At 67.4% G+C, this 19,485-nt stretch carries 20 protein-coding genes; 9 read left to right on the top strand and 11 right to left on the bottom strand.

Annotated elements, in window-relative coordinates; genetic code table 11:
* Positions 1–12: 12 nt before the first annotated feature.
* The 3 genes from HUW46_RS14505 (at position 13) to HUW46_RS14495 (ending at position 2,477) form a co-directional block, all read left to right on the top strand.
* Positions 13–486, top strand: coding sequence for a DUF1801 domain-containing protein (locus HUW46_RS14505; protein ID WP_215547778.1), 474 nt, complete (start codon positions 13–15; stop codon positions 484–486).
* A 25-nt stretch (positions 487–511) separates the two neighbouring features.
* Entirely contained in the window at positions 512–1,711 is a 1,200-nt protein-coding gene (locus HUW46_RS14500; protein WP_215547777.1) for an MFS transporter, read from the top strand.
* 91 nt (positions 1,712–1,802) lie between these two features.
* Positions 1,803–2,477: a VC0807 family protein gene (locus tag HUW46_RS14495; RefSeq protein WP_215547776.1), complete on the top strand. Its 675-nt coding sequence runs from the start codon at positions 1,803–1,805 to the stop codon at positions 2,475–2,477.
* Here the strand turns inward: HUW46_RS14495 and HUW46_RS14490 are convergent.
* Entirely contained in the window at positions 2,458–3,705 is a 1,248-nt protein-coding gene (locus tag HUW46_RS14490; RefSeq protein ID WP_254126172.1) for a D-alanyl-D-alanine carboxypeptidase family protein, read from the bottom strand. The two genes, HUW46_RS14495 and HUW46_RS14490, sit on opposite strands and share 20 nt — an antisense overlap.
* Positions 3,706–3,745: 40 nt before the next feature.
* On the opposite strand from HUW46_RS14490, the gene HUW46_RS14485 reads away from it, so the two are divergent.
* Positions 3,746–3,991, top strand: a complete 246-nt coding sequence (locus HUW46_RS14485; protein WP_215547775.1) for an SCO4848 family membrane protein — start codon at positions 3,746–3,748, stop codon at positions 3,989–3,991.
* Here HUW46_RS14485 and HUW46_RS14480 read toward each other — a convergent pair.
* The 10 genes from HUW46_RS14480 to sdhC form a co-directional block, all read right to left on the bottom strand.
* On the bottom strand, positions 3,988–4,326 hold the full coding sequence (locus HUW46_RS14480; protein ID WP_215547774.1) for a cupin domain-containing protein: 339 nt from the start codon (positions 4,324–4,326) through the stop codon (positions 3,988–3,990). The genes HUW46_RS14485 and HUW46_RS14480 overlap by 4 nt on opposite strands.
* 21 nt (positions 4,327–4,347) lie before the next feature.
* Positions 4,348–5,196 carry a hypothetical protein gene (locus tag HUW46_RS14475; protein ID WP_215547773.1) on the bottom strand — a complete coding sequence of 283 codons (849 nt, stop codon included), beginning with the start codon at positions 5,194–5,196 and terminating at the stop codon, positions 4,348–4,350.
* On the bottom strand, positions 5,193–5,684 hold the full coding sequence (locus tag HUW46_RS14470) for a hypothetical protein (protein WP_254126170.1): 492 nt from the start codon (positions 5,682–5,684) through the stop codon (positions 5,193–5,195). The genes HUW46_RS14475 and HUW46_RS14470 overlap by 4 nt, the downstream gene beginning before the upstream one ends.
* A 12-nt stretch (positions 5,685–5,696) precedes the next feature.
* The gene (locus HUW46_RS14465; RefSeq protein WP_215547772.1) at positions 5,697–6,620 is read right to left on the bottom strand and encodes a hypothetical protein; all 924 of its coding nucleotides are present in this window, start codon (positions 6,618–6,620) and stop codon (positions 5,697–5,699) included.
* A complete protein-coding gene (locus HUW46_RS14460) occupies positions 6,617–6,988 on the bottom strand; it encodes a hypothetical protein (RefSeq protein ID WP_215547771.1) in 372 nt (123 codons plus the stop codon). The genes HUW46_RS14465 and HUW46_RS14460 overlap by 4 nt, the downstream gene beginning before the upstream one ends.
* Before the next feature lie 239 nt (positions 6,989–7,227).
* Positions 7,228–7,674 carry a hypothetical protein gene (locus HUW46_RS14455; protein WP_215547770.1) on the bottom strand — a complete coding sequence of 149 codons (447 nt, stop codon included), beginning with the start codon at positions 7,672–7,674 and terminating at the stop codon, positions 7,228–7,230.
* Between the two features lie 139 nt (positions 7,675–7,813).
* A complete protein-coding gene (locus tag HUW46_RS14450) occupies positions 7,814–8,587 on the bottom strand; it encodes a succinate dehydrogenase iron-sulfur subunit (protein WP_215547769.1) in 774 nt (257 codons plus the stop codon).
* Positions 8,587–10,341, bottom strand: a complete 1,755-nt coding sequence (gene sdhA, locus HUW46_RS14445) for a succinate dehydrogenase flavoprotein subunit (protein ID WP_215547768.1) — start codon at positions 10,339–10,341, stop codon at positions 8,587–8,589. The genes HUW46_RS14450 and sdhA overlap by 1 nt, the downstream gene beginning before the upstream one ends.
* Positions 10,342–10,375: 34 nt before the next feature.
* Positions 10,376–10,795 carry a succinate dehydrogenase hydrophobic membrane anchor subunit gene (locus tag HUW46_RS14440; RefSeq protein WP_215547767.1) on the bottom strand — a complete coding sequence of 140 codons (420 nt, stop codon included), beginning with the start codon at positions 10,793–10,795 and terminating at the stop codon, positions 10,376–10,378.
* A gap of 2 nt (positions 10,796–10,797) precedes the next feature.
* Positions 10,798–11,241, bottom strand: a complete 444-nt coding sequence (sdhC, locus tag HUW46_RS14435; protein ID WP_215547766.1) for a succinate dehydrogenase, cytochrome b556 subunit — start codon at positions 11,239–11,241, stop codon at positions 10,798–10,800.
* A gap of 471 nt (positions 11,242–11,712) precedes the next feature.
* Between sdhC and HUW46_RS14430 the strand changes: the two genes are divergently transcribed.
* From HUW46_RS14430 to HUW46_RS14410, 5 genes are all read left to right on the top strand, one after another.
* Positions 11,713–12,900 (top strand): alpha-galactosidase, encoded by a 1,188-nt coding sequence (locus HUW46_RS14430; RefSeq protein ID WP_215547765.1) that lies wholly within the window; start codon positions 11,713–11,715, stop codon positions 12,898–12,900.
* 31 nt (positions 12,901–12,931) lie between these two features.
* On the top strand, positions 12,932–14,800 hold the full coding sequence (locus HUW46_RS14425) for a glycoside hydrolase family 97 protein (protein ID WP_254126168.1): 1,869 nt from the start codon (positions 12,932–12,934) through the stop codon (positions 14,798–14,800).
* 850 nt (positions 14,801–15,650) lie between these two features.
* A complete protein-coding gene (locus HUW46_RS14420) occupies positions 15,651–16,754 on the top strand; it encodes a BMP family lipoprotein (RefSeq protein WP_215549865.1) in 1,104 nt (367 codons plus the stop codon).
* Positions 16,755–16,842: 88 nt separating this feature from the next.
* Complete coding sequence (locus HUW46_RS14415) at positions 16,843–18,384, top strand: ABC transporter ATP-binding protein (RefSeq protein ID WP_215547764.1); 1,542 nt, start codon at positions 16,843–16,845, stop codon at positions 18,382–18,384.
* Positions 18,381–19,481 (top strand): ABC transporter permease, encoded by a 1,101-nt coding sequence (locus tag HUW46_RS14410; RefSeq protein ID WP_215547763.1) that lies wholly within the window; start codon positions 18,381–18,383, stop codon positions 19,479–19,481. Before HUW46_RS14415 ends, HUW46_RS14410 begins: the two co-directional genes overlap by 4 nt.
* Positions 19,482–19,485 lie beyond the last annotated feature (4 nt).

Below are 19,485 nucleotides of genomic sequence, written 5' to 3'. Positions count from 1 at the left end.
ACTGTTGGGCTCATGTTCCGTGTGGAAGCGTCCTCACTCGCCGAGTACTTCGCCTACGACCCGATACGCGAACAGGATCTTCGCGCCGTGGACGAAGTCATTCGTGCGGCGGCACCGGGGCTCGAACGGCACTTCTTCACCGGAACCGGCGACGGCAAGCCGGGTATGTCGATCAGGATGATCGGGTACGGCAGCTTCCAGTACCGGGTCAAGGCCAGCCGGGACCCGATCGACTGGCCCGTCGTTTCGCTCGCGTTGCAGAAGAACTACTTCAGCCTGTACGTCTCCGTGGTCGAGGACGGCGATTACCTGCTGAGCCAGTACGCGGGGCGGCTGGGGAAGGTCAAGGTCGCGCACAACTGCGCGCGGTTCGTGAAGGCCGCCGACCTGGACACCGGCACCCTCGCTGAACTGGTCCGCCGGATCGAAACCGGACTGGCGGCTGGCGAGCTGGAACTCCGGTACGGGCGAACCAAAAAGGACTGACCCGCCGGATAAGCTAGTCGGCGCGATGTCGGACAAAGTGCGCTACCCGCGCGAAATCTGGGTACTGGTGGGGGCGAGCTTCCTGATCGCCGTCGGCTTCGGGCTGGTCGCGCCCGCACTGCCGAACTACGCGACCAGCTTCGACGTCAGCGTCACCGCGGCGTCCGTGGTGATCAGCGCGTTCGCCGCGATGCGCCTGCTGTTCGCGCCGCTGAGCGGGCGGCTGGTCACCTCGTTCGGTGAGCGGCCGGTGTACCTGTGGGGCATTTCGATCGTCGCGGCGGGCAGCCTCGCCTGCGCCGCCGCCCAGGAGTACTGGCAGCTCCTGCTGTTCCGGTCGCTGTCCGGGATCGGCTCGACGATGTTCACCGTGTCCGCGGTCGGCCTGCTGATCCGGATCTCGCCGCCGGAGCTGCGCGGCCGCGTGAACGGCTTGTGGGGCACCAGTTTCCTGCTCGGCAGCGTCGCGGGCCCGGTGCTCGGCGGCGGCCTCGTCGCGCTGTCCCTGCGCGCGCCGTTCCTGTTCTACGGCGGCGCGCTCGTCGCCGTGACCGTGCTGGTGTGGGCGCAGTTGCGGAACTCGACGCTCGCCGCGAGGCCCGCCGACGAGCACGCGCCCACGATGACCTTCCGGCAGGCGCTTGGCGACCCCGCCTACCGCGCGGCGCTGACCTCCAACTTCGCCAACGGCTGGGTCGTCAACGGGGTGCGGACCTCGCTCGTGCCGCTGTTCGTGGTGGCGATCCTGCACAAGCCGTCGTCGTTCGCGGCGATCGCGCTCGCGGTGTTCGCCGCGGCCAACGCGGTCGTGCTGCCCACCGCCGGTTCGCTGGCCGACCGGATCGGCCGCAAACCCCTTGCCGTGGGCGGGCTCGCGCTGCTGACGGTGGGCACCGTCGGCGTCGGCATCACCGATCAGCTCTGGGTGTTCCTCGTCGCCTCGGCGGTGTCCGGGATCGGGTCGGGGGCGCTGAACCCCGCGCACAACGCGGCCGTCGCGGACGTGCTCGGCGTGAAAGCGCGCGGCGGGACGGTGCTGGCGGGGTTCCAGATGGCCTCGGACGTCGGCGGCGTGGTGGGCCCGCTCGCCGCGGGCGCGATCGCGGACGGCGGCTCGTACGCGTGGGCGTTCGCGCTGAGCGCGGCCGTGGTCGCGGTCGCGCTGGCGCTGTGGATCCGGGCGAAGGAAACCCTGCCCGCGCGGGTCGTCACGGTCGACGCATGACATTCGTCGTGCCCCGATGACGACGAATCATCTTCGAACGCGGGGCCGTCGCGGGAGAACCTCGAGGTAGCCAAGAACTCGAGGAGACGAGATGACCACCGTGACCGCACCCGCGCCTGCTTCGTCCGACCAGTCGCCGCGGGACGCGCTCCGCCCGCTGCTGATCGACATCGGCGCGCCGCTGGCGCTGTACTACGGGCTGCACTCCGGTTTCGGCGTCTCCGACGTGTGGGCGCTCGGTGCCGGTGCGCTCGTCGTCGCGGCCCGCACGCTCCACAGCCTGGCCCGCTACCGCCGCCTCGAACTGATCGCGACGCTCGTCCTGGTCACCAGCCTCGCCGGGATCGCGTTGTCGTTCCTCTCCGGCGACGCGCGGTTCATGATCGCCAAGGACGCGTTCGGCTCCGGTGTGGTCGGTATCGGCCTTCTGATCGCTTCGCTCGTCGGGAAGCCGGTGATCTCCGAGGGCATGCGGCCGTTCGTCGCCAAGACCGAGGCCGCGCGCGCGGCCTGGCTGCGGCTGTCCGCCACCGACGGCGCCTTCCAGCGCGCCGAACTGCGCATCACGCGGATGTGGGGCGTGCTGCTGTTCGCCGAATGCCTGGTGCGGGTCGCACTCGCCTTCACCGTGCCGGTATCGACGATGGTGTGGCTCTCGACGGTGATGATGATCGGCACGATGGCCGGGGCCATGGTGCTCAGCGGGGTGCTGGCGCACCCGCTGGAGGCGGCCGTCGAGCGCGAGCTCAGTCCTGCGGCACGCTGAGCTGCTTGCGCCGGTGGCCGACGATGAAGCCCACCACGATGAGCACCGCGACGACGAGGGTCAGCACCCAGCCGGTCACGCCGAACGGGTCGTCCTTCGCCGTCGCGGCGTTCGTCGATCCGTTGGCCGATCCGGCCGGCTGCCCGGTGTTCGGGTCGATGGCCTGCGCCGGTCCGGTCAGCTGGCCGACCGGCTGCGCGCCGGCCTTCGTCAGCCCGAACCCGTAGTCCAGCAGCTGCGCCGCCTGGTCGACGACCTTGGTCGGGCGCTGCTCGGCCCGCATCATGACCACGGCGAGGCGCTTGCCGTTCTGGTCGGCGCCGCCGACGTAGGTGTGGCGGGCGTCGTCGGTGAACCCGGTCTTCCCGCCGAGGAAGCCGGGGTAGTGGCCGAGGAGCTTGTTGTCGTTGTAGATCGGGAACGGGGGCTTGCCCGGCGCGCCGGGGAACTGGAACTCCTTGGTGCCCACCGCGTTCGCGAACTCGCGGTGCTTCATCGCCTGGTGGAAGATCACGCTCAGGTCGAAGGCCGAAGTGGACATTCCCGGACCGTCCAAACCGGACGGGGTGGCGGCGTGCGTGTCGGTCGCGCCGATCGACGCGGCGAGCGCGTTCATCTTGGCGGTGGCCGCGTCGACGCCCCCGAGCGCGGTCGCGAAGGTGTGCGCGACGTCGTTGCCGGAGTGCATGAGCAGCCCGTGGAGGAGCTGGTCGACGGTGTAGGGCGTGCCGGCGGTGATGCCGACGCAGGTGCACTCCTGGCTGGCGTCCTCCTTGGTCGGCGTGATCACCTGATCCGGTTTCAGCTCGGAGACCACCACGAGCCCGAGCAGCGTCTTGATCAGCGACGCGGGCCGTTCACGGGCGTGCGGGTCCTTCGCCGCGATCACCGCGCCGGTGTCGAGGTCCTGCACGAGCCACGACGCGGCGGTGGTGTCCGGCGGGTTCAGTGCGCCGTCGGGGACGACGATGCCGCAGTCGCCCATGCGCGGCCCGCCCGCGGGCTGGGCTGGCACCGGCAGCGGGCTCGGGGCGGCCTTACCGGGCGCGGGCTTCTCGGAGGTGTCGACCGGAGGAGGCGGCGTCTCCTTGTTCGCGCACGCGGCGGGCGGCGCGGGGACCTTCGGCGTCGGCTTCGAGGCCGCGGCCGGGCCCGCGGTCAGGGCGAGCAAACCGGACAACAGGGCCAGGACGAGAACCGGGAGCGACCGGCGGGAAGCGCTGTGCACCCGAGCAGGCTAACTGAAGCACGCGCGCGATAATCGAGGCATGTCGCGACGCACCTCTCTGTTCCTGCTGGCCTTCGGCGTCTGGTCGTGGATCATCTGGATCACCTTCGCCAAGAACCTGTGGGACAGCGACCGCGCCTGGGCCGCCGACGGCTCGCCCACCGCGTACTTCATCGTGCACGCCGTGCTGACCGTCGTCTCGTTCGTGCTCGGCACCATCATCGGCGTGCTGGGCCTGCGCGGTTTGCGGGCTAAACGTCGTGAATCGGCGCCCGCCGGGGATTAGGGGCGGTAGCGCGTTTCGAGCATGAGGCAGCCGGTTGCCGTGCGGTACGGGCCGTGCCGCATGCCGGGCCGCCGCATCGCGAACTCGCCCGCGCGGAACGTGCGGTCCAGCGTCAGGTCGTGCAGCTCGCCGTCGAGGAGGTACACCTCTTCGACGTAGTCGTGCGTGATCACTCCATCGAATGAAGTGTCGAGACCCGGTGCCCACCGGGCGAGTCGCGTCAGGATCGCGGGGTCCTCGGGGTCGCGGCTGAGGACCCGCTCGGTCACGCCGACCTGCTCGGTCTCCGTCCACTGGACCTCGTCGGCGGCGAAGAACTCGTACTCGGCTTTCACCGCTTCACCGTAGGCGCCCGGTCAGAACACGTCGTTCACGTCAGGCGACGGGGTGTTGAGGTCGCAGTAGGAGTACAGCTCGGTGCGCTTGTCGTCCGCGGTCTGCGGGATTTCCGCCAACGGCACGATCCAGGTGCTGCGCTCGCCCGGTGCGCACGAGGGGCTCGCCGGGGGCTCGTACCGGGTGCCCGCCGGATTGCCCTTGCCGTCCGGCGGGACGAGGTCGCCGCCGACGATCTTTCCGTTCGAGTCGCGGAACACCACGCCGGTGCGGCGGCTGGACAGGGCCCGGCAGTTGTCCGAACGCTCGGTGTAGCGCACGCTGTCCGCCGGTGGGGACAAGCCGACCCGGCTGGTGGACTCGTAGGTGTCCGCTATCGCAGTGAAACCGCCGAGGGCGCCGTTGGGCAACCAGGTCGTCGTTTGCAGGTCGACGTCGGCCGAAGTCACCTTGGTCGCCGCGTTGACATTGATGATCGGCCTGCCGAGACCTGCTCGCTGGCCCGGCAGCATCACCGGGATCTCCATGGTCATCAAGGAGCCTTGAAGAGGTCCCTGCGGTATTCCGTTCACGACGAGGAACACCTTGAGGGTCACTCTGGTCCGGTAGGCGATGTGGTCGCTGGTGTTGCGCAGCACCGCTCCCATGCTCGCCAGACCTGACGGTGAGACCCCGGTTTCCTCGACCACGATCCCGCCGCTCGTCGGCGCTGTCCTCGCCGACATCGGTTGTTCCTTGATCGAATTCGGGATATCGCACGGCTTCGATGCCGAGTCGTCGCTGGTCGTGGACCACACCACTGCCGTGATCCCGGCAGCCGCGGCCACCGCCACCACGATTGCCAGCAGCAGCAGTTTGCGCTTCGTCATTCGTAGTACCGCTTCTTGAGTTCGCTGACCTTGGCCTGGAAGTCCTGGATCAACTTCGTGGCCGCGGCGGAGGCCTTCGTGGCGAACTGGTCCTCGGGCACTTCGCGCACGGTGCCGGGTTCGATGTGAACCGCGAAGTTCTCCATGCCCACCGTGGTGATCACGATCCGTTCGTCGCTGGAGGTGCCGATAGCCTCAATTCTGGCTCGATCGGCGATGAAGTTTGAATCCCGGAAATCGTTCGCATCGATGCTCAGGCTCGTCTCGTCGATCGCGCTCAGGTATTGCCTTCGCCACCCGGCCCACAGTAGTCGTGCGATACTGGCCAGCGCTCTCTCCAGTGCGGACTCATCGATGAACTCGTAGACGCTTTCCTCGAATGACAACGAGATGCCAGTACGTCCACGTAGCTCTGCTTCGATTTCAGTTCCGGGCGCACGAACACGTACCCGGATTTGGCCCAACCTCTCAGCCAGATCCACCACCATATTCTCCTGTCGCTAGTCCGACTTGCCCATGCCGCGGTCGCCGGTGAGGTCGCGGTCGTTCATTCCGGCCAGGTTGGGGCGGGTGCTGACGAGTCTGTCTTTGTTCCCGTGTATGCAGTCGATCAGTCCTCGTATTTTGAGTTCGATGTGCTGCGTTTCGACCTCTTGAATGTGTTTGGTGAGGTCGTCGACCGCCTGCCTCATCGAGTTTATTATCGTGTCGGCCGAGTCTCCTGATGCCGTGATTCCGGCTATGGCCGCGCTGCCCGTGGACGATGCAGCTCCGATCGCCGGAAACGTCACTGGTAGGCCAGCCCCCGCGGTTGCGACGGTGACCACTACTCCGCCGACTGCGGTGACCGCAGAGAGTACCGAGAATGCAAAACTCCACTCGTTCTTGTCGCACCCGCCAGCGTTGTCGAGCGCGTCCTTCGTGTCATTGGCAATTTTTGTGATGTCCTTGCGTGCCGTTGACCACATTTCCTGGTGTGCCTGGAGGACCCCTTTCAGGGTTGACAACGCGGCGAACTGATTTCCGGAGATCGTTTTGAAGGTGTCGATGAAGTTGGCTTTGAAAGCCATTGCGGCTTCGCCGTTCCAGCCTTGCAGGTAGCCGCCGTCGGTCGTCATTTTGTCGAGGTGTGGGTTGGCCAGGCTCACGTCTTTGGTGAGCTCGGTAGTTTGGCCGGACTCGGTGCGCAGATTTCCCATGGCTGCGTTCAGGTCGGCGATCAACGGATCGTACCTCGTTGGATCAGGCAGTCTGGAAAATGGTTCAAACAGTGGCTCTATGAAGGCGTAGCGCTGTCTGATCTGATTGTATTCGTTACTCCCTGGAAATTTTTCTGATTTTTTCTGGGAAAGTTCCGTCATTGCCAGTTCGAGGGCCTTGTCGTTGATGTCCTTTGCGCACTGCATGAGCTGGTCAAAATTCATCGTTTACCACCCAGTTCTGGATCGGACTGCGCGCGGCGGTTCAGCGTGTCCCCTGCTTCCTGATCGCGTTCGGCGTAAAGCTGCGCAGCTCTGTCCAGTGCTGTGGCCGTGTCATCAAGATTTCTCCTGGTTTCCTTCAGGAGTCCCACTGCGGCATCGTGTAGATCGAGATAAGCCCGGTAGACCGGCCCGAGCGCGTCGCCGCCGAAATGCTCAGGGCGCCGCATCGCTTGGCCGAGCCCGTCGAGAACCCGGTCGCAGCTTCCGATCGCATCGCCGTAATCGGCCGAGACCACCGGAAAGTCCACCTTTGCGACTCTTTCCAGTTCGTACAGGTCAACGCCGAACTCGTCGCCTTGATGCACCATTTCCCCACCCCTCGATTCCCGCCGCGCTCGACCTCCTGGACGTGGCGAACGCGTCCAGGCGAAGAGCGGGGCGCTGCGTGTCCTCTTTCGACGGCTCCTCCAACCATCGACTAGTCGACAAACTGATAGTAGTGGTGTGGGTACTTCTTGTCAGGTAAACGAGGGAGACGGTGGACGGGAGCTGTGCGCGTTCCACAGCAGGATCGTGCTCAGCGCGAAGGTCAGCAGGTGGCCGATGCTCAGGGCCGCGCCCTGGAAGATCGTGCCGCCGAGCAGGGCGGCGATCGCGAAACCGAGCAGCAGGCTGATTCCCGGTGACGCGGGTACCGCCCAGCGGGATAAGCGGTGCGACCGCGGACGATCAGTGCCACGATCCACAGCGAGGCGAGCCCGACGAGGATGCCGTTGACCCAATAGGCGACGGTGATCGCCGTGCCGAAGTCGTCGGCCATGGCGAGCAGCCGGTCGACGCCCGCGCGGTCGTCGCCGAGCGATTCCGCCGCGCGGTAGGTCTCGCCCCAGCAGTAGAACGAACCGTGGATGAACGGCGCGATCGCCCAGCTCGCGGCCAGTGCGACGGCGGGAGGGACGGCGAGTGCGCGGCCCGCGGGCGGATGCCGCGGTAGAGGTGCCAGACGGCGGCGAGGTAGAGCGGCGCGGTCAGCACCCCGGCGAGTGCGCCCCACCTGAGCTGGCCGGTCGACGACGCGAGCTAGGAGCCGACGGTGTCCGGGACGCCACGACACCGGCGATTCCGGTCAGGCGCACGAAAACGGCCACGAAGTTAGGGTACCCTAACTTCGTGGCCGTCGGAAGGAAGAAACCTCAGACGCGCTTGAAGAGGAGGGCGCGCTTCACTTCCTGGATCGCCTTCGTCACCTGGATGCCTCGCGGGCAGGCGTCGGTGCAGTTGAAGGTGGTGCGGCAGCGCCACACGCCCTCGGCGTCGTTGAGGATGTCCAGCCGTTCTTCGGAGCCTTCGTCGCGCGAGTCGAAGATGAACCGGTGCGCGTTGACGATCGCGGCCGGGCCGAAGTACGAGCCGTCGTTCCAGTAGACCGGGCACGACGTCGTGCAGCACGCGCACAGGATGCACTTCGTGGTGTCGTCGAACCGCTCGCGGTCCGCGGCCGACTGGATCCGCTCGCGCGTCGGCTCGTTGCCGTAGGCGATGAGGTACGGCTTCACCGCGCGGTACGCCTCGAAGAACGGCTCCATGTCGACGTAGAGGTCCTTCAGCACCGGAAGGCCCTTGATCGGCGCGATGGTGATGGTGGTCTGCTTGCCATCCTTGGCGAACAGGTCCTTCATCAAAACCTTGCAGGCCAACCGGTTGATGCCGTTGATCTGCATCGCGTCCGAGCCGCACACGCCGTGCGCGCACGAGCGCCGGAACGAGAACGTGCCGTCCAGGTAGTCCTTGACGTAGAACAGCAGGTTCAGCAGCCGGTCGGTGCGCTGCGCGGGGACGTCGTAGGACTCCCAGTGCGCCTCTTCGTCGACTTCCGGGTTGAACCGGAGGATCTTCAGCGTGACGGTGACCGGCTTGTGCTCGTCCGAAGTGGACTCCGTCGCGGTCTCGGTGGTTGCCGTGCTCATCAGTACTTCCGCTCCATCGGTTCGTAGCGGGTGAACGTCACCGGCTTGTAGTCGAGGCGGATCTCGGACCGCAGGCCCTCGCCCTCCTTGTAGGCCATGGTGTGCCGCATGAAGTTCGTGTCGTCGCGGTTCGGGTAGTCCTCGCGCGCGTGCCCGCCGCGGGATTCCTTGCGCGCCAGCGCGCCGACGACGAGAACCTCGGCCAGTTCGAGCAGGAAGCCGAGTTCGACGGCTTCGAGCAGGTCGGTGTTGTACCGCTTGCCCTTGTCCGCCACGGTGATCCGCTGGTAGCGGTCCTTCAGCGCCTGCACGTCGGTGAGCGCCTGCTTGAGGGTCTCCTCGGTGCGGTACACCGACGCGTGCGAGTCCATTGTGGCCTGCAGCTCGGTGCGGATGTCGGCGACGCGCTCGTTGCCGTGCTCCGAGAGCAGCAGCGAGAGCTGGTCCTCGACCACCGTCGTCGGGTTTTCCGGCATCTCGACGAAATCGTGGCCCAGCGCGTACTCCGCGGCCGCGATCCCGGCGCGGCGGCCGAACACGTTGATGTCGAGCAGCGAGTTGGTGCCCAGCCGGTTCGAACCGTGCACCGAAACGCACGCGACCTCACCCGCGGCGTACAGCCCGGGGATCACGTTTTCGTTGTCCCGCAACGCTTCGCCGTGGATGTTGGTGGGGATGCCGCCCATCACGTAGTGGCAGGTCGGGAACACCGGCACCGGCTCGGTCACCGGGTCGACGCCGAGGTAGGTGCGCGAGAACTCCATGATGTCCGGGAGTTTCGCGTTCAGCGTCTCCTCGGGGATGTGCGTGACGTCGAGAACCACGTAGTCCTTGTTCGGCCCGCATCCCCTGCCCTGCAGCACTTCCTGCACCATAGACCTGGCGACGATGTCGCGCGGCGCGAGGTCCTTGATGGTCGGCGCGTAGCGCTCCATGAACCGTTCGCCGTCGACGTTGCGCAGGATCCCGCCCTCGCCGCGGACGGCCTCGGAGATCAGGATCCCGAGCCCGGCGAGGCCGGTCGGGTGGAACTGGAAGAACTCCATATCCTCCAGCGGAAGGCCCTTGCGGAAGATGATGCCGAGGCCGTCACCGGTGAGGGTGTGCGCGTTCGAGGTGGTCTTGAAGATCTTGCCCGCGCCACCGGAGGCGAACACGATCGCCTTGGCGTGGAACACGTGCAGCTCGCCGGTGGCCAGCTCGTAGGCGACGACGCCGGTGGCGACCGGGTTGCCGTTCTCGTCCGGCGTCAGGTTCACGTCGAGCACGTAGAACTCGTTGAAGAACTCGGTGCCGTGCTTGACGCAGTTCTGGTACAGCGTCTGGAGAATCATGTGGCCGGTGCGGTCCGCGGCGTAGCAGGCGCGGCGCACCGCGGCCTTCCCGTGGTCGCGGGTGTGGCCGCCGAACCGGCGCTGGTCGATCTTGCCTTCGGGCGTCCGGTTGAACGGCAGGCCCATCTTCTCCAGGTCGAGGACAGCGTCGATGGCCTCCTTCGCCATGATCTCGGCGGCGTCCTGGTCGACCAGGTAGTCACCGCCCTTGATCGTGTCGAAGGTGTGCCATTCCCAGTTGTCCTCTTCGACGTTCGCCAGCGCGGCGCACATGCCGCCCTGCGCGGCGCCCGTGTGCGAGCGCGTCGGGTACAGCTTGGTGAGCACCGCGGTGCGGGCGCGCTGGCCCGACTCGATCGCGGCGCGCATGCCGGCGCCACCGGCGCCGACGATCACCACGTCGTACTTGTGGAACTGCATTGCTAGGTCTCCCGCAGCGTGGGTGGTGGGAAGGTCAGTCGGCAGGCATCGACGGGTCGAAGGTGAAGATCACCATCGTGCCGACGGCGAGGATGAGCGCCATCGAGATGTAGAGCAGGATCTTCAGCCAGAACCGCGTGGTGTCCTTGCGGGCGTAGTCGTCGATGATCGTGCGGACGCCGTTGCCGCCGTGGAGCTGCGCGAGCCACAGCATCGCCAGGTCCCAGAACTGCCAGAACGGCGAAGCCCAGCGGCCCGCGACGAAACCCCAGTTGATGCGGTGCACGCCGCCGTCGAGGATGTTCATGATCAGCAGGTGGCCGAGCACGAGGATGACCAGCGCCATCCCCGAAAGCCGCATGAACAGCCAGCTGTAGAGCTCGAAGTTGCTGCGCCGCGCCGCGGGGCGGCGGGGGGAGCGGGGCTTGTCGAGCGCGAGAACCTCGGATGCCATGGTCAGTTACCCCCGAACAGCACGCTTGCGGTGCGCCACAGCATGGCGATCGCACCCGGAATCATGACGGCGACCCACAGCACGACGATCGTCCACAGCATCGGCTTCTGGTACTTCGGGCCCTTGGACCAGAAGTCCACGAGCATCACCCTGATGCCGTTGAGCGCGTGGAACAGGACCGCGCCGACCAGGCCGACCTCGATGAGGTTGACGATCGGGGTCTTGTAGGTCTCGATGACCTCGTTGTAGGTGTTGGGCGAGACCCTGACCAGTGCGGTGTCGAGGACGTGCACGAACAGGAAGAAGAACGTGAGCACGCCGGTGATGCGGTGCAGTACCCAGGACCACATGCCGGGGTCGCCCCGGTAGAAGGTCCCGGCCCTGCGCGAGGCACCCCGATCGCCGCCCGCCGCGGTGGTCTCGGCGGTGCTAGCCGTGGTGGACATCGGTGTACGGCCTCCAACGTCATGGCTGGAACGTGTGCCCGGGTGACCGAACCGTGCCCCACCGCGCGTATGTCCACTCGGGACATACCCGGCGACGGTGCCGAGCTCAGGGTCATCGAGCGTGGATGAAAGGGATGCTAGACCCGACCCGTGGACCGGGCTCAACGTCGGGCGCCTTGGTGTGATCCGAGAGACACAGCGTGATCAGCGAGACACGCCGTCGTGCGCAGGGTGAACACCGGTGCGTCGGACGCGCACGAGGCCGCGATGGTTCATCGGATCTCTGAGTGAGCTCTGCGGCTGCGTGAAGTGACCGCAGGCGGCCAAATGGTTGTTGTCACTGGCTGATTCTTGACGGCGTCGGTGGTACATCATATCTTCTATCCTGGAGCAGACATCCGATCAATGTCGGGTTCTGTCCGTCGCCGCCAAGGTCCGTCCGCCGCACTGGTGCAGAGAGGACAGCAGGCGATGAACGATGTCCGCGCCCGCCGGAAGTTCAGCCGATCCGTGGTGTTCGCCGCGGCGTTCGCCCTGGTGACCGCCGCCACCCCGGCCGCGAACGCGCTGCCGGACGGGCTGGCGCTGACTCCGCCGATGGGCTTCAACAACTGGAACACCACCGGGTGCGCGGTCGACGAACGGATCATCCGCGACACCGCCGACCTCTTCGTGCGCGATGGGCTGAAGGAAGCCGGGTATTCGCAGGTGAACGTCGACGACTGCTGGGCGGAACAGCAGCGCGGGCCCGACGGGCGGTTGCGGCCGAACCGCAAACGCTTTCCCGGTGGGATCAAAGCGCTCGCCGACTACGTGCACGGGAAAGGGCTGAAGTTCGGCATCTACACCAGCGCGGGCACGGTGACCTGCGCGAAAACCATGCCGGGTGCGCTCGATCACGAGGACGTCGACGCACAGACCTTCGCGGACTGGGGTGTCGATTATCTCAAGTACGACAACTGCAACAACCAGGGCCGCCCCGCACGGGAACGCTACGAGAAGATGCGCGACGCGCTGAAGAAGACTTCTCGCCCGATCGTGTTCTCGATCTGCGAATGGGGCCAGAACAAACCGTGGGAATGGGGCGCGCGAACGGGGCACCTGTGGCGCACCACCGGTGACATCAAGGACAACTGGGCGAAGCTGCTCGACATCGTCAAGAAGAACGCGCCGCTCGACGCCTACGCGGGGCCGGGGCACTGGAACGATCCCGACATGCTCGAGGTCGGCAACGGCGGTATGACGAGCACCGAATACCGCACGCACTTCGGGTTGTGGGCGATGATGGCCGCCCCGCTGCTGATCGGCGCGGACCTGCGGAAGATTTCGCCGGAGCACCTCGACATCCTGCGCAACCGCGAAGTGATCGCGATCGACCAGGACGCCAAGGGCGTGCAGGCGAAGGTGCTGTCCAAAGCGGACGGACGGTGGGTGTTCGCGAAACCCCTAGCCAACGGCGAAGTCGCGGTCGCGCTGTTCAACGAGGGCGGGGCGAAGGCGCGCATCAGTACGAGTGCCGAAGCGATCGGGCTCCCGCGCGCCGCGGGCTACCGGCTGCGCGATGTGTGGCAGCACCAGGATTCGCGGACCACCGGGCCGATCTCGGCCGTGGTCCCGCCGCACGGGCACGTGCTCTACCGCGTGCACGCCGACGGCTGAGGGCCCGAAGACCCAGCAGAAGGGAACACTCGTGAACAGACGTGTCATGGCCGGGGGCATCGGGCTCGCCGCCGCGATGCTGATCGGGGTCCCCGCGGGGACGGCGGCGCCAGCGCGGCACTGGACGCTGAGCCCGCCGGGCGTCACCGCGAAGGCGGGCGCGACCCCGCAGGCCGACGTGGCGCTTTCGACCGACGGCAGGCTCACCCTGTCCGTCCGGCGGGGCGGCACCACGGTGCTCGAACCGTCCGCCCTGGGCGCCGTGACCGCCCACGGCGACTTCACCGCCCACCTGCAGTTAGCGGGCATAACGTCGCGGCGGGTCCAGGAGTCGTACGAGACGACGACGGGTAAGCGCAGGCACCACGAGGTCGACGCGGCCGAGACGACGCTGCACCTGCGTGGCGCGGGCGGGCAGCCGATGGACGTCGTCGTGCGGGTGTCCGCGGACGGGGTCGCCTACCGGTACGTCTTCACCGGACCGAGCTACGTGACCGTGGTGCGGGAGGCGTCCGAGTTCGCGGTGCCGCCGAGCGCGGACTCGTTCCTGCTGCCCTACGACAACGGCCGCAGCGACTACGAGAGCATCCACGCGCACAAGCCGCTCTCGGCGCAGGACCCGGTCGAATACGGGTACCCGGCGCTGTTCCACGTCGGCGACACCTGGTTGTCCGTGCTGGAATCCGACGTGAACGGGAACTACGGCGGATCCCGGCTCGCGCTCGACCCGTCGTCGCGGCACCTCGGGCTGGTGCTCCCCGATCCGACGGAAACCGCGAAGGGCCCGCTCACCACGCCGTGGCGGGCGATGATCGTCGGCGATCTGGCCACGGTCACCGGAAGCGACCTGGTGACCGATCTCGCCAGCCCGTCGAAGGTCGCGGACACGTCGTGGATCAAGCCGGGCGTCGGGGCGTGGTCGTGGTGGGCGCAGGGCACCGGCGATCTCGCGCTGCAGAAGAAGTACGTCGACTACGCGGCGAAGCAGGGCTGGGCCTACAACCTCGTCGACTCCGGCTGGGACGCCTCGTGGATCCCGGAACTGGTGAAGTACGCCAGCGAGCGGCACGTCGGGATCTGGCTGTGGGTGCGCTGGCAGACCATCGACACCGACAGCGAGCGCGAGCGGCTGTTCAAGCAGTACCGCGACTGGGGCGCGGTCGGGCTCAAGATCGACTTCATCGAGTCCGACGGCCAGGACCGCATGCGCTGGTACGACGCCGTGCTCGCGGCTTCGGCGAAGTACCACCTGATGCTGAACTTCCACGGCGCGCCGATCCCGCGCGGGCTGCAGCGGACCTGGCCGCAGGTGATGTCGGTGGAGGCGGTGAAGGGCGCCGAAGGCATCAAACCGAAGCCGGGCAAGGAACCCTACCCGGTCGAGCACTACCTGACCTTGCCGTTCACCCGGAACCTCACCGGCTCGATGGACTTCACCCCGGAGACGTTCAGCGCGGTCCGGCCCACCAGCGACGGCGGCGAGCTGGCGCTGTCGGTGGTGTTCGAATCGGGGGTGCAGCACTTCGCGGACAGCCCGGAGAGCTACGCGAAGCACCCGGTGGCCGAGCGGTTCCTGCGGCAGGTGCCGACGGTGTGGGACGACACGAAACTGGTGACCGGTGACCCCGGCAAGCTCGCCGTGCTGGCCAGGCGCTCCGGCGCGGACTGGTACCTCGGGGCGCTCGCGGGCGGGGATCTGTCGAGGGTGTCGGCCGGGCTCGGGTTCCTGCCACCGGGTGGCTGGCTCGCCGAGGTCTACGGCGACGGAGCCGACGGGCAGCTGGTCCGGACCACTCAGCGGGTGGACCCCGGCGGGGCGCTGGCGGTGCCGGTGGCGCGGAACGGCGGGTTCGCCGCGCGCCTCTGCCCAGCTCCGCCGGGTGCGACTTCCTGCGGCTGAGGATCCCGCCCCGGACCACGCTTCTAGCGCTTGTCCCCGAAGGTGACCTTTCAGGGAACTGAGCACCCCGAATGTCACGGTGATGTCGGGTGCGCGGCGCGGTGATCGGCGGCGGAGGTTCCGCCGTTGGTCCCCGAAGGCCACCTTCGGGGACCCTGGCGCCACTTTCTCGGCCCTCGCTCCCGTGCGGGCGGTGCCGCGCACGCCCCGAAGGTGACGTTCGGGCCGCACCGCCACTTTCCTCACTCTCGTGGCGGTGCGGCCCGGTTGCCGGTGCCCCGAAAGTGACCTTCGGGGCGCTGGATGCCCTGAAAGCCACCTTCAGGGGCACGCGACGGCCTGCTGTTCGGGTGGCCGGAGTGCGGTGCGAGGGCCGAATTCGCGGCGTCTACCGCCCCGAAGGCCACCTTCGGGGACAGGCGCCAGGGCAGCCCGCCACGAGAGCCCGCCGCCCCGGCGCCCTTCCCCGAAGAAGGCGCGCAGCGAGCGAAGCAGGCGAGCGAGGGCCACCTCGCGATAGGCGAAGCGCGATGAAGATGAGGGGTCGAGTAGGGGGTGCCTGGCAAAAGAAAGGCCCGATCCGGTGAAAGTACCGGAATCGGGCCTTTCTTCTTGGTCACCGAACGTGGTTTCCCGCACGCTGTGTATCCAGTCGACTCCGGTCGCGCACTATGAGCAAACATTTAGGTTACGTGCGGTGCCTTGTGTATGGCGGTTTCGTGGCGGACGGGTACGGTTCGCCAGTCGAGTCCGGCACTGGGGCCGGACCGATCCGATTCGTCCGCTGCGACAGCGGGGAGGGAGAGGCACCTTGCATCGCACGCGTGGAACAGCGCTGACTGCGGTCGTCATGGCGGGGGCGCTGGCACTGGCCGGTTGCGCGAAGGACTCCAAGGGCGGCAGCGGCGACACCAACAACGCCTCCGGCGGTCAGCAGGGCAGCTGCGTCACGGCACAGCCGCCGTCGGCACCGCCCGCGGCCGCGTCCAGCTCGTCCGCGGGCGCCAAGGTCGACGCCAGCGCGCTGAAGGTCGGGCTGGCGTTCGACGTCGGCGGCCGCGGTGACGCCTCGTTCAACGACGCCGCCGCCGCGGGTGCCGACAAGGCCAAGCAGGAGATGGGTGTCAAGGACGTCAGCGAGAGCACGGCGACCGCGAGCGAGTCCGAGGACGCCAAGCAGCAGCGCCTGAACCAGCTCGCGAGCCAGGGCTTCAACCCGATCGTCGCGGTCGGGTTCGCCTACGCCAAGTCCGTGCAGGCCGTCGCGCCGAAGTTCCCGAACACCAAGTTCGCGATCATCGACGACGACTCGGTCAAGGCGCCGAACGTGACCCCGCTGGTGTTCGCCGAGGAGCAGGGCTCCTTCCTCGCCGGTGTCGCGGCGGTCTACAAGAGCAAGTCGTGCCACGTCGGGTTCGTCGGCGGCGTCAACACCCCGCTGATCCAGAAGTTCGAGGCCGGGTACCTCGCGGGCGCGAAGGCCGCGTCGAACAAGGTCAAGGTCGAGGACGACTACCTCACCCCGGCTGGCGACATCTCCGGTTTCAACGCGCCGGAGAAGGGCAACGTCAAGGCGAAGTCGCAGATCGACAAGGGCGCCGACGTGATCTACCACGCGGCGGGCGCCTCCGGTAAGGGCGTGTTCGAGGCGGCCAAGGCCGGCAACGCGCTGGCCATCGGCGTCGACTCCGACCAGTACAACCAGAAGACGGTCGAGACGGTCAAGGACGTCATCATGACGTCGATGATCAAGCGCGTCGACGTGGCGGTGTTCGACTACATCCAGGCCGTCGCGAAGAACGACCTGTCGACACTGCCGAAGCGCTTCGACCTGAAGGTCGACGGGGTCGGCTACTCGACTTCGGGCGGCAAGGTCGACGACATCAAGGACAAGCTCGACGCGTACAAGAACGCGATCGTGGCGGGACAGATCCAGGTCCCGGACAAGCCGTAACCCGTTCCGCAATTCTGCTCACGGCGTGGGGCTCGGGAGGGCGACACCTTCCCGGGCCCCATCGCGTGATTTTGGAGATCTCACTGCGATGAGCAATCCCGAGCGCGGTGAACCGGTCGTAGCACTGTCCGGGATCACCAAGCGATTTCCCGGCGTGGTGGCCAATTCCGACGTCAACCTCACCGTGCGGGCAGGCGAAGTGCACGCGGTCTGCGGGGAGAACGGCGCGGGCAAGTCCACGCTGATGAAGATCCTCTACGGCATGCAGCAGCCCGACGAGGGCAGCATCGCCGTCAACGGCGAGACGGTGCGCCTGCGCAACCCGCAGGACGCGATCAGGGCCGGGATCGGCATGGTGCACCAGCACTTCATGCTCGCCGACAACCTGACCGTGCAGGAGAACGTGCTGCTCGGCGCCGAGCGCCTGCACGGCATCGGCCGCAAGGCGCGCGAGCGGCTCGCCGAGCTGGCGAAGCAGACCGGGCTGCGGGCGCGTCCCGACGTCCTGCTGGAACGCCTCGGCGTCGCCGACCGCCAGCGCGTCGAGATCATCAAGGTGCTCTACCGCGGCGCCCGGATCGTGATCCTCGACGAGCCGACCGCGGTGCTGGTGCCGCAGGAGGTCGACGCGCTGTTCGCGACCGTGCGATCGATGCAGGAGCAGGGTTTCACCTTCATCTTCATCTCGCACAAGCTCGACGAGGTGCGCGCGATCGCCGACACCGTGACGGTGATCAGGCGCGGCACCACGGTCGGCACCGCGGACCCGAAGAAGATCAGCTCGCACGAACTCGCCGAAATGATGGTGGGCAGCGAACTTCCCAGCCCCGAGACCCGCGAGTCGACGGTGACCACGCGCGATGTCTTGCGCGTCAAGGAATTGCGGCTCGACGCCGAGGGCAGCGACCGCGCCGTGCTCGACCACATCTCGTTCGAGGTGCGGGCTGGCGAAGTGCTCGGCATCGCCGGGGTCGAAGGCAACGGGCAGACCGAATTGGTCGAGACCATCATGGGCATGCGGAAGGCGGCGAGCGGGCACCTCGAACTCGTCGACGCCGACGGCACCGCGCGCGATCTGACCAAGCTGGGCACGCTCGCGCGCCGCGAGGCCGGGATCGGGTACGTGCCGGAAGACCGTACGCGCCATGGCCTTCTGCTGACGCAGCCACTGTGGACGAACCGGATACTCGGGTACCAGACGCGGCCTCCGGTCGCGAAAGGACAGTTGCTCGACATCGCGGGCGCCCGCAAGGACACCGAGCGGATCGTCGCCGAGTACGACGTGCGGACGCCGGGCATCGACGTGCCCGCGGCCGCGCTGTCCGGCGGGAACCAGCAGAAACTCGTGGTGGGCAGGGAACTTTCGGGCGACCCGGTGCTGCTCATCGCTTCGCACCCCACGCGCGGCGTCGATGTCGGCGCGCAGGCGCTGATCTGGGAGCAGATCCGCCAGGCACGCGCGGCGGGGCTCGCGGTGCTGCTGATTTCCGCGGACCTCGACGAGCTGATCGGGCTGTCCGACACGATCAGGGTGATGCTGCGGGGCAGGCTCGTCAGCGAGGCCGATCCCGCGACCGTCACCCCGCAGGAACTGGGGTCCGCGATGACCGGGGCGGAGGAAGGCGCATGACGAGCTGGCGTACGAAGATCCTGCCGCCGCTGCTGGCGATCATCTTCTCGCTCATCATTTCCGGGATCGCGCTGGTGATCTCCGGTTCCGACCCGTTCGACGCCTACGGCACCATGGTGAAGCAGCTCTTCGTGGGCAGCACCGCCGTCGACACGGTGAACCTGGCGTCGGTGTACTACCTGTCCGGGCTCGCGGTGGCCATTGGCTTCCAGATGAACCTGTTCAACATCGGTGTCGAAGGCCAGTACCGGTTCGCCGCGGTCGTCGCGGCCATCGTCGGCGGTGCTTTGCAGCTGCCGCCGGTCATCCACACCGTGGTGATCATCTTGGTCGCCGCGATCGCGGGCGCCGCCTACGCCGCGATCCCCGCCGTGCTGAAGGTGACGCGCGGGGTCAGCGAGGTCATTTCGACGATCATGCTGAACTCGATCGTCGGCGGCATCGTGGCGTTCCTGATCAACCCCAAGCAGTTCGGCGTGCAGACCGGCAACGACGTCGCCACCCGGACGATCCCCGAATCCGGGCACGTGCCGGGGATCCCGCTCGGCGCGGGCACGCTGTTCGGGTTCGTCATCATCGCCGCGCTGATCGGGTTCGCCTACTGGTTCATGCTCACCAGGACCCGGTTCGGGTTCGAGCTGAAGGCGAGCGGCGAATCGGGCACGGCCGCCGCGGCCGGTGGGGTCAACGCGCAGAAGATGACGCTGATCGCGATGCTGCTCTCCGGCGCGGTCGCGGGCATGGTCGCGCTGCCCGAGCTGCTCGGCCGCGACTACAGCTACGGCATCACCTCGACCCAGATGTACGGGTTCACCGGGATCGCGGTGGCGCTGCTCGGCCGCAACCACCCGGCGGGCATCGGGCTCGGCGCGCTGCTGTGGGCTTTCCTCGACAAGTCCGCGGTCTCGCTCGAACAGATCCAGGTGCCGAAGGAAATCGCGACGATCATGCAGGGCGCGATCGTGCTCTCGGTCGTCGTGGCCTACGAGATCGTGAAGCGCGCCGACCTCGCCGCCGAACAGCGGCGCGTGGGCAGGGCGCTCGCGGGGAACGGCAAGCGCAAGCCTGCCGACGTCAGCGAAGGGGGTGCGGTGTGAGCAC

Source organism: Amycolatopsis sp. CA-230715 (assembly GCF_018736145.1).
In the GTDB taxonomy this organism is placed as follows: Bacteria; Actinomycetota; Actinomycetes; order Mycobacteriales; family Pseudonocardiaceae; genus Amycolatopsis.
Note: the sequence above shows the minus strand (reverse complement) of the source record. Positions and strands in the feature narration are given on the sequence as shown.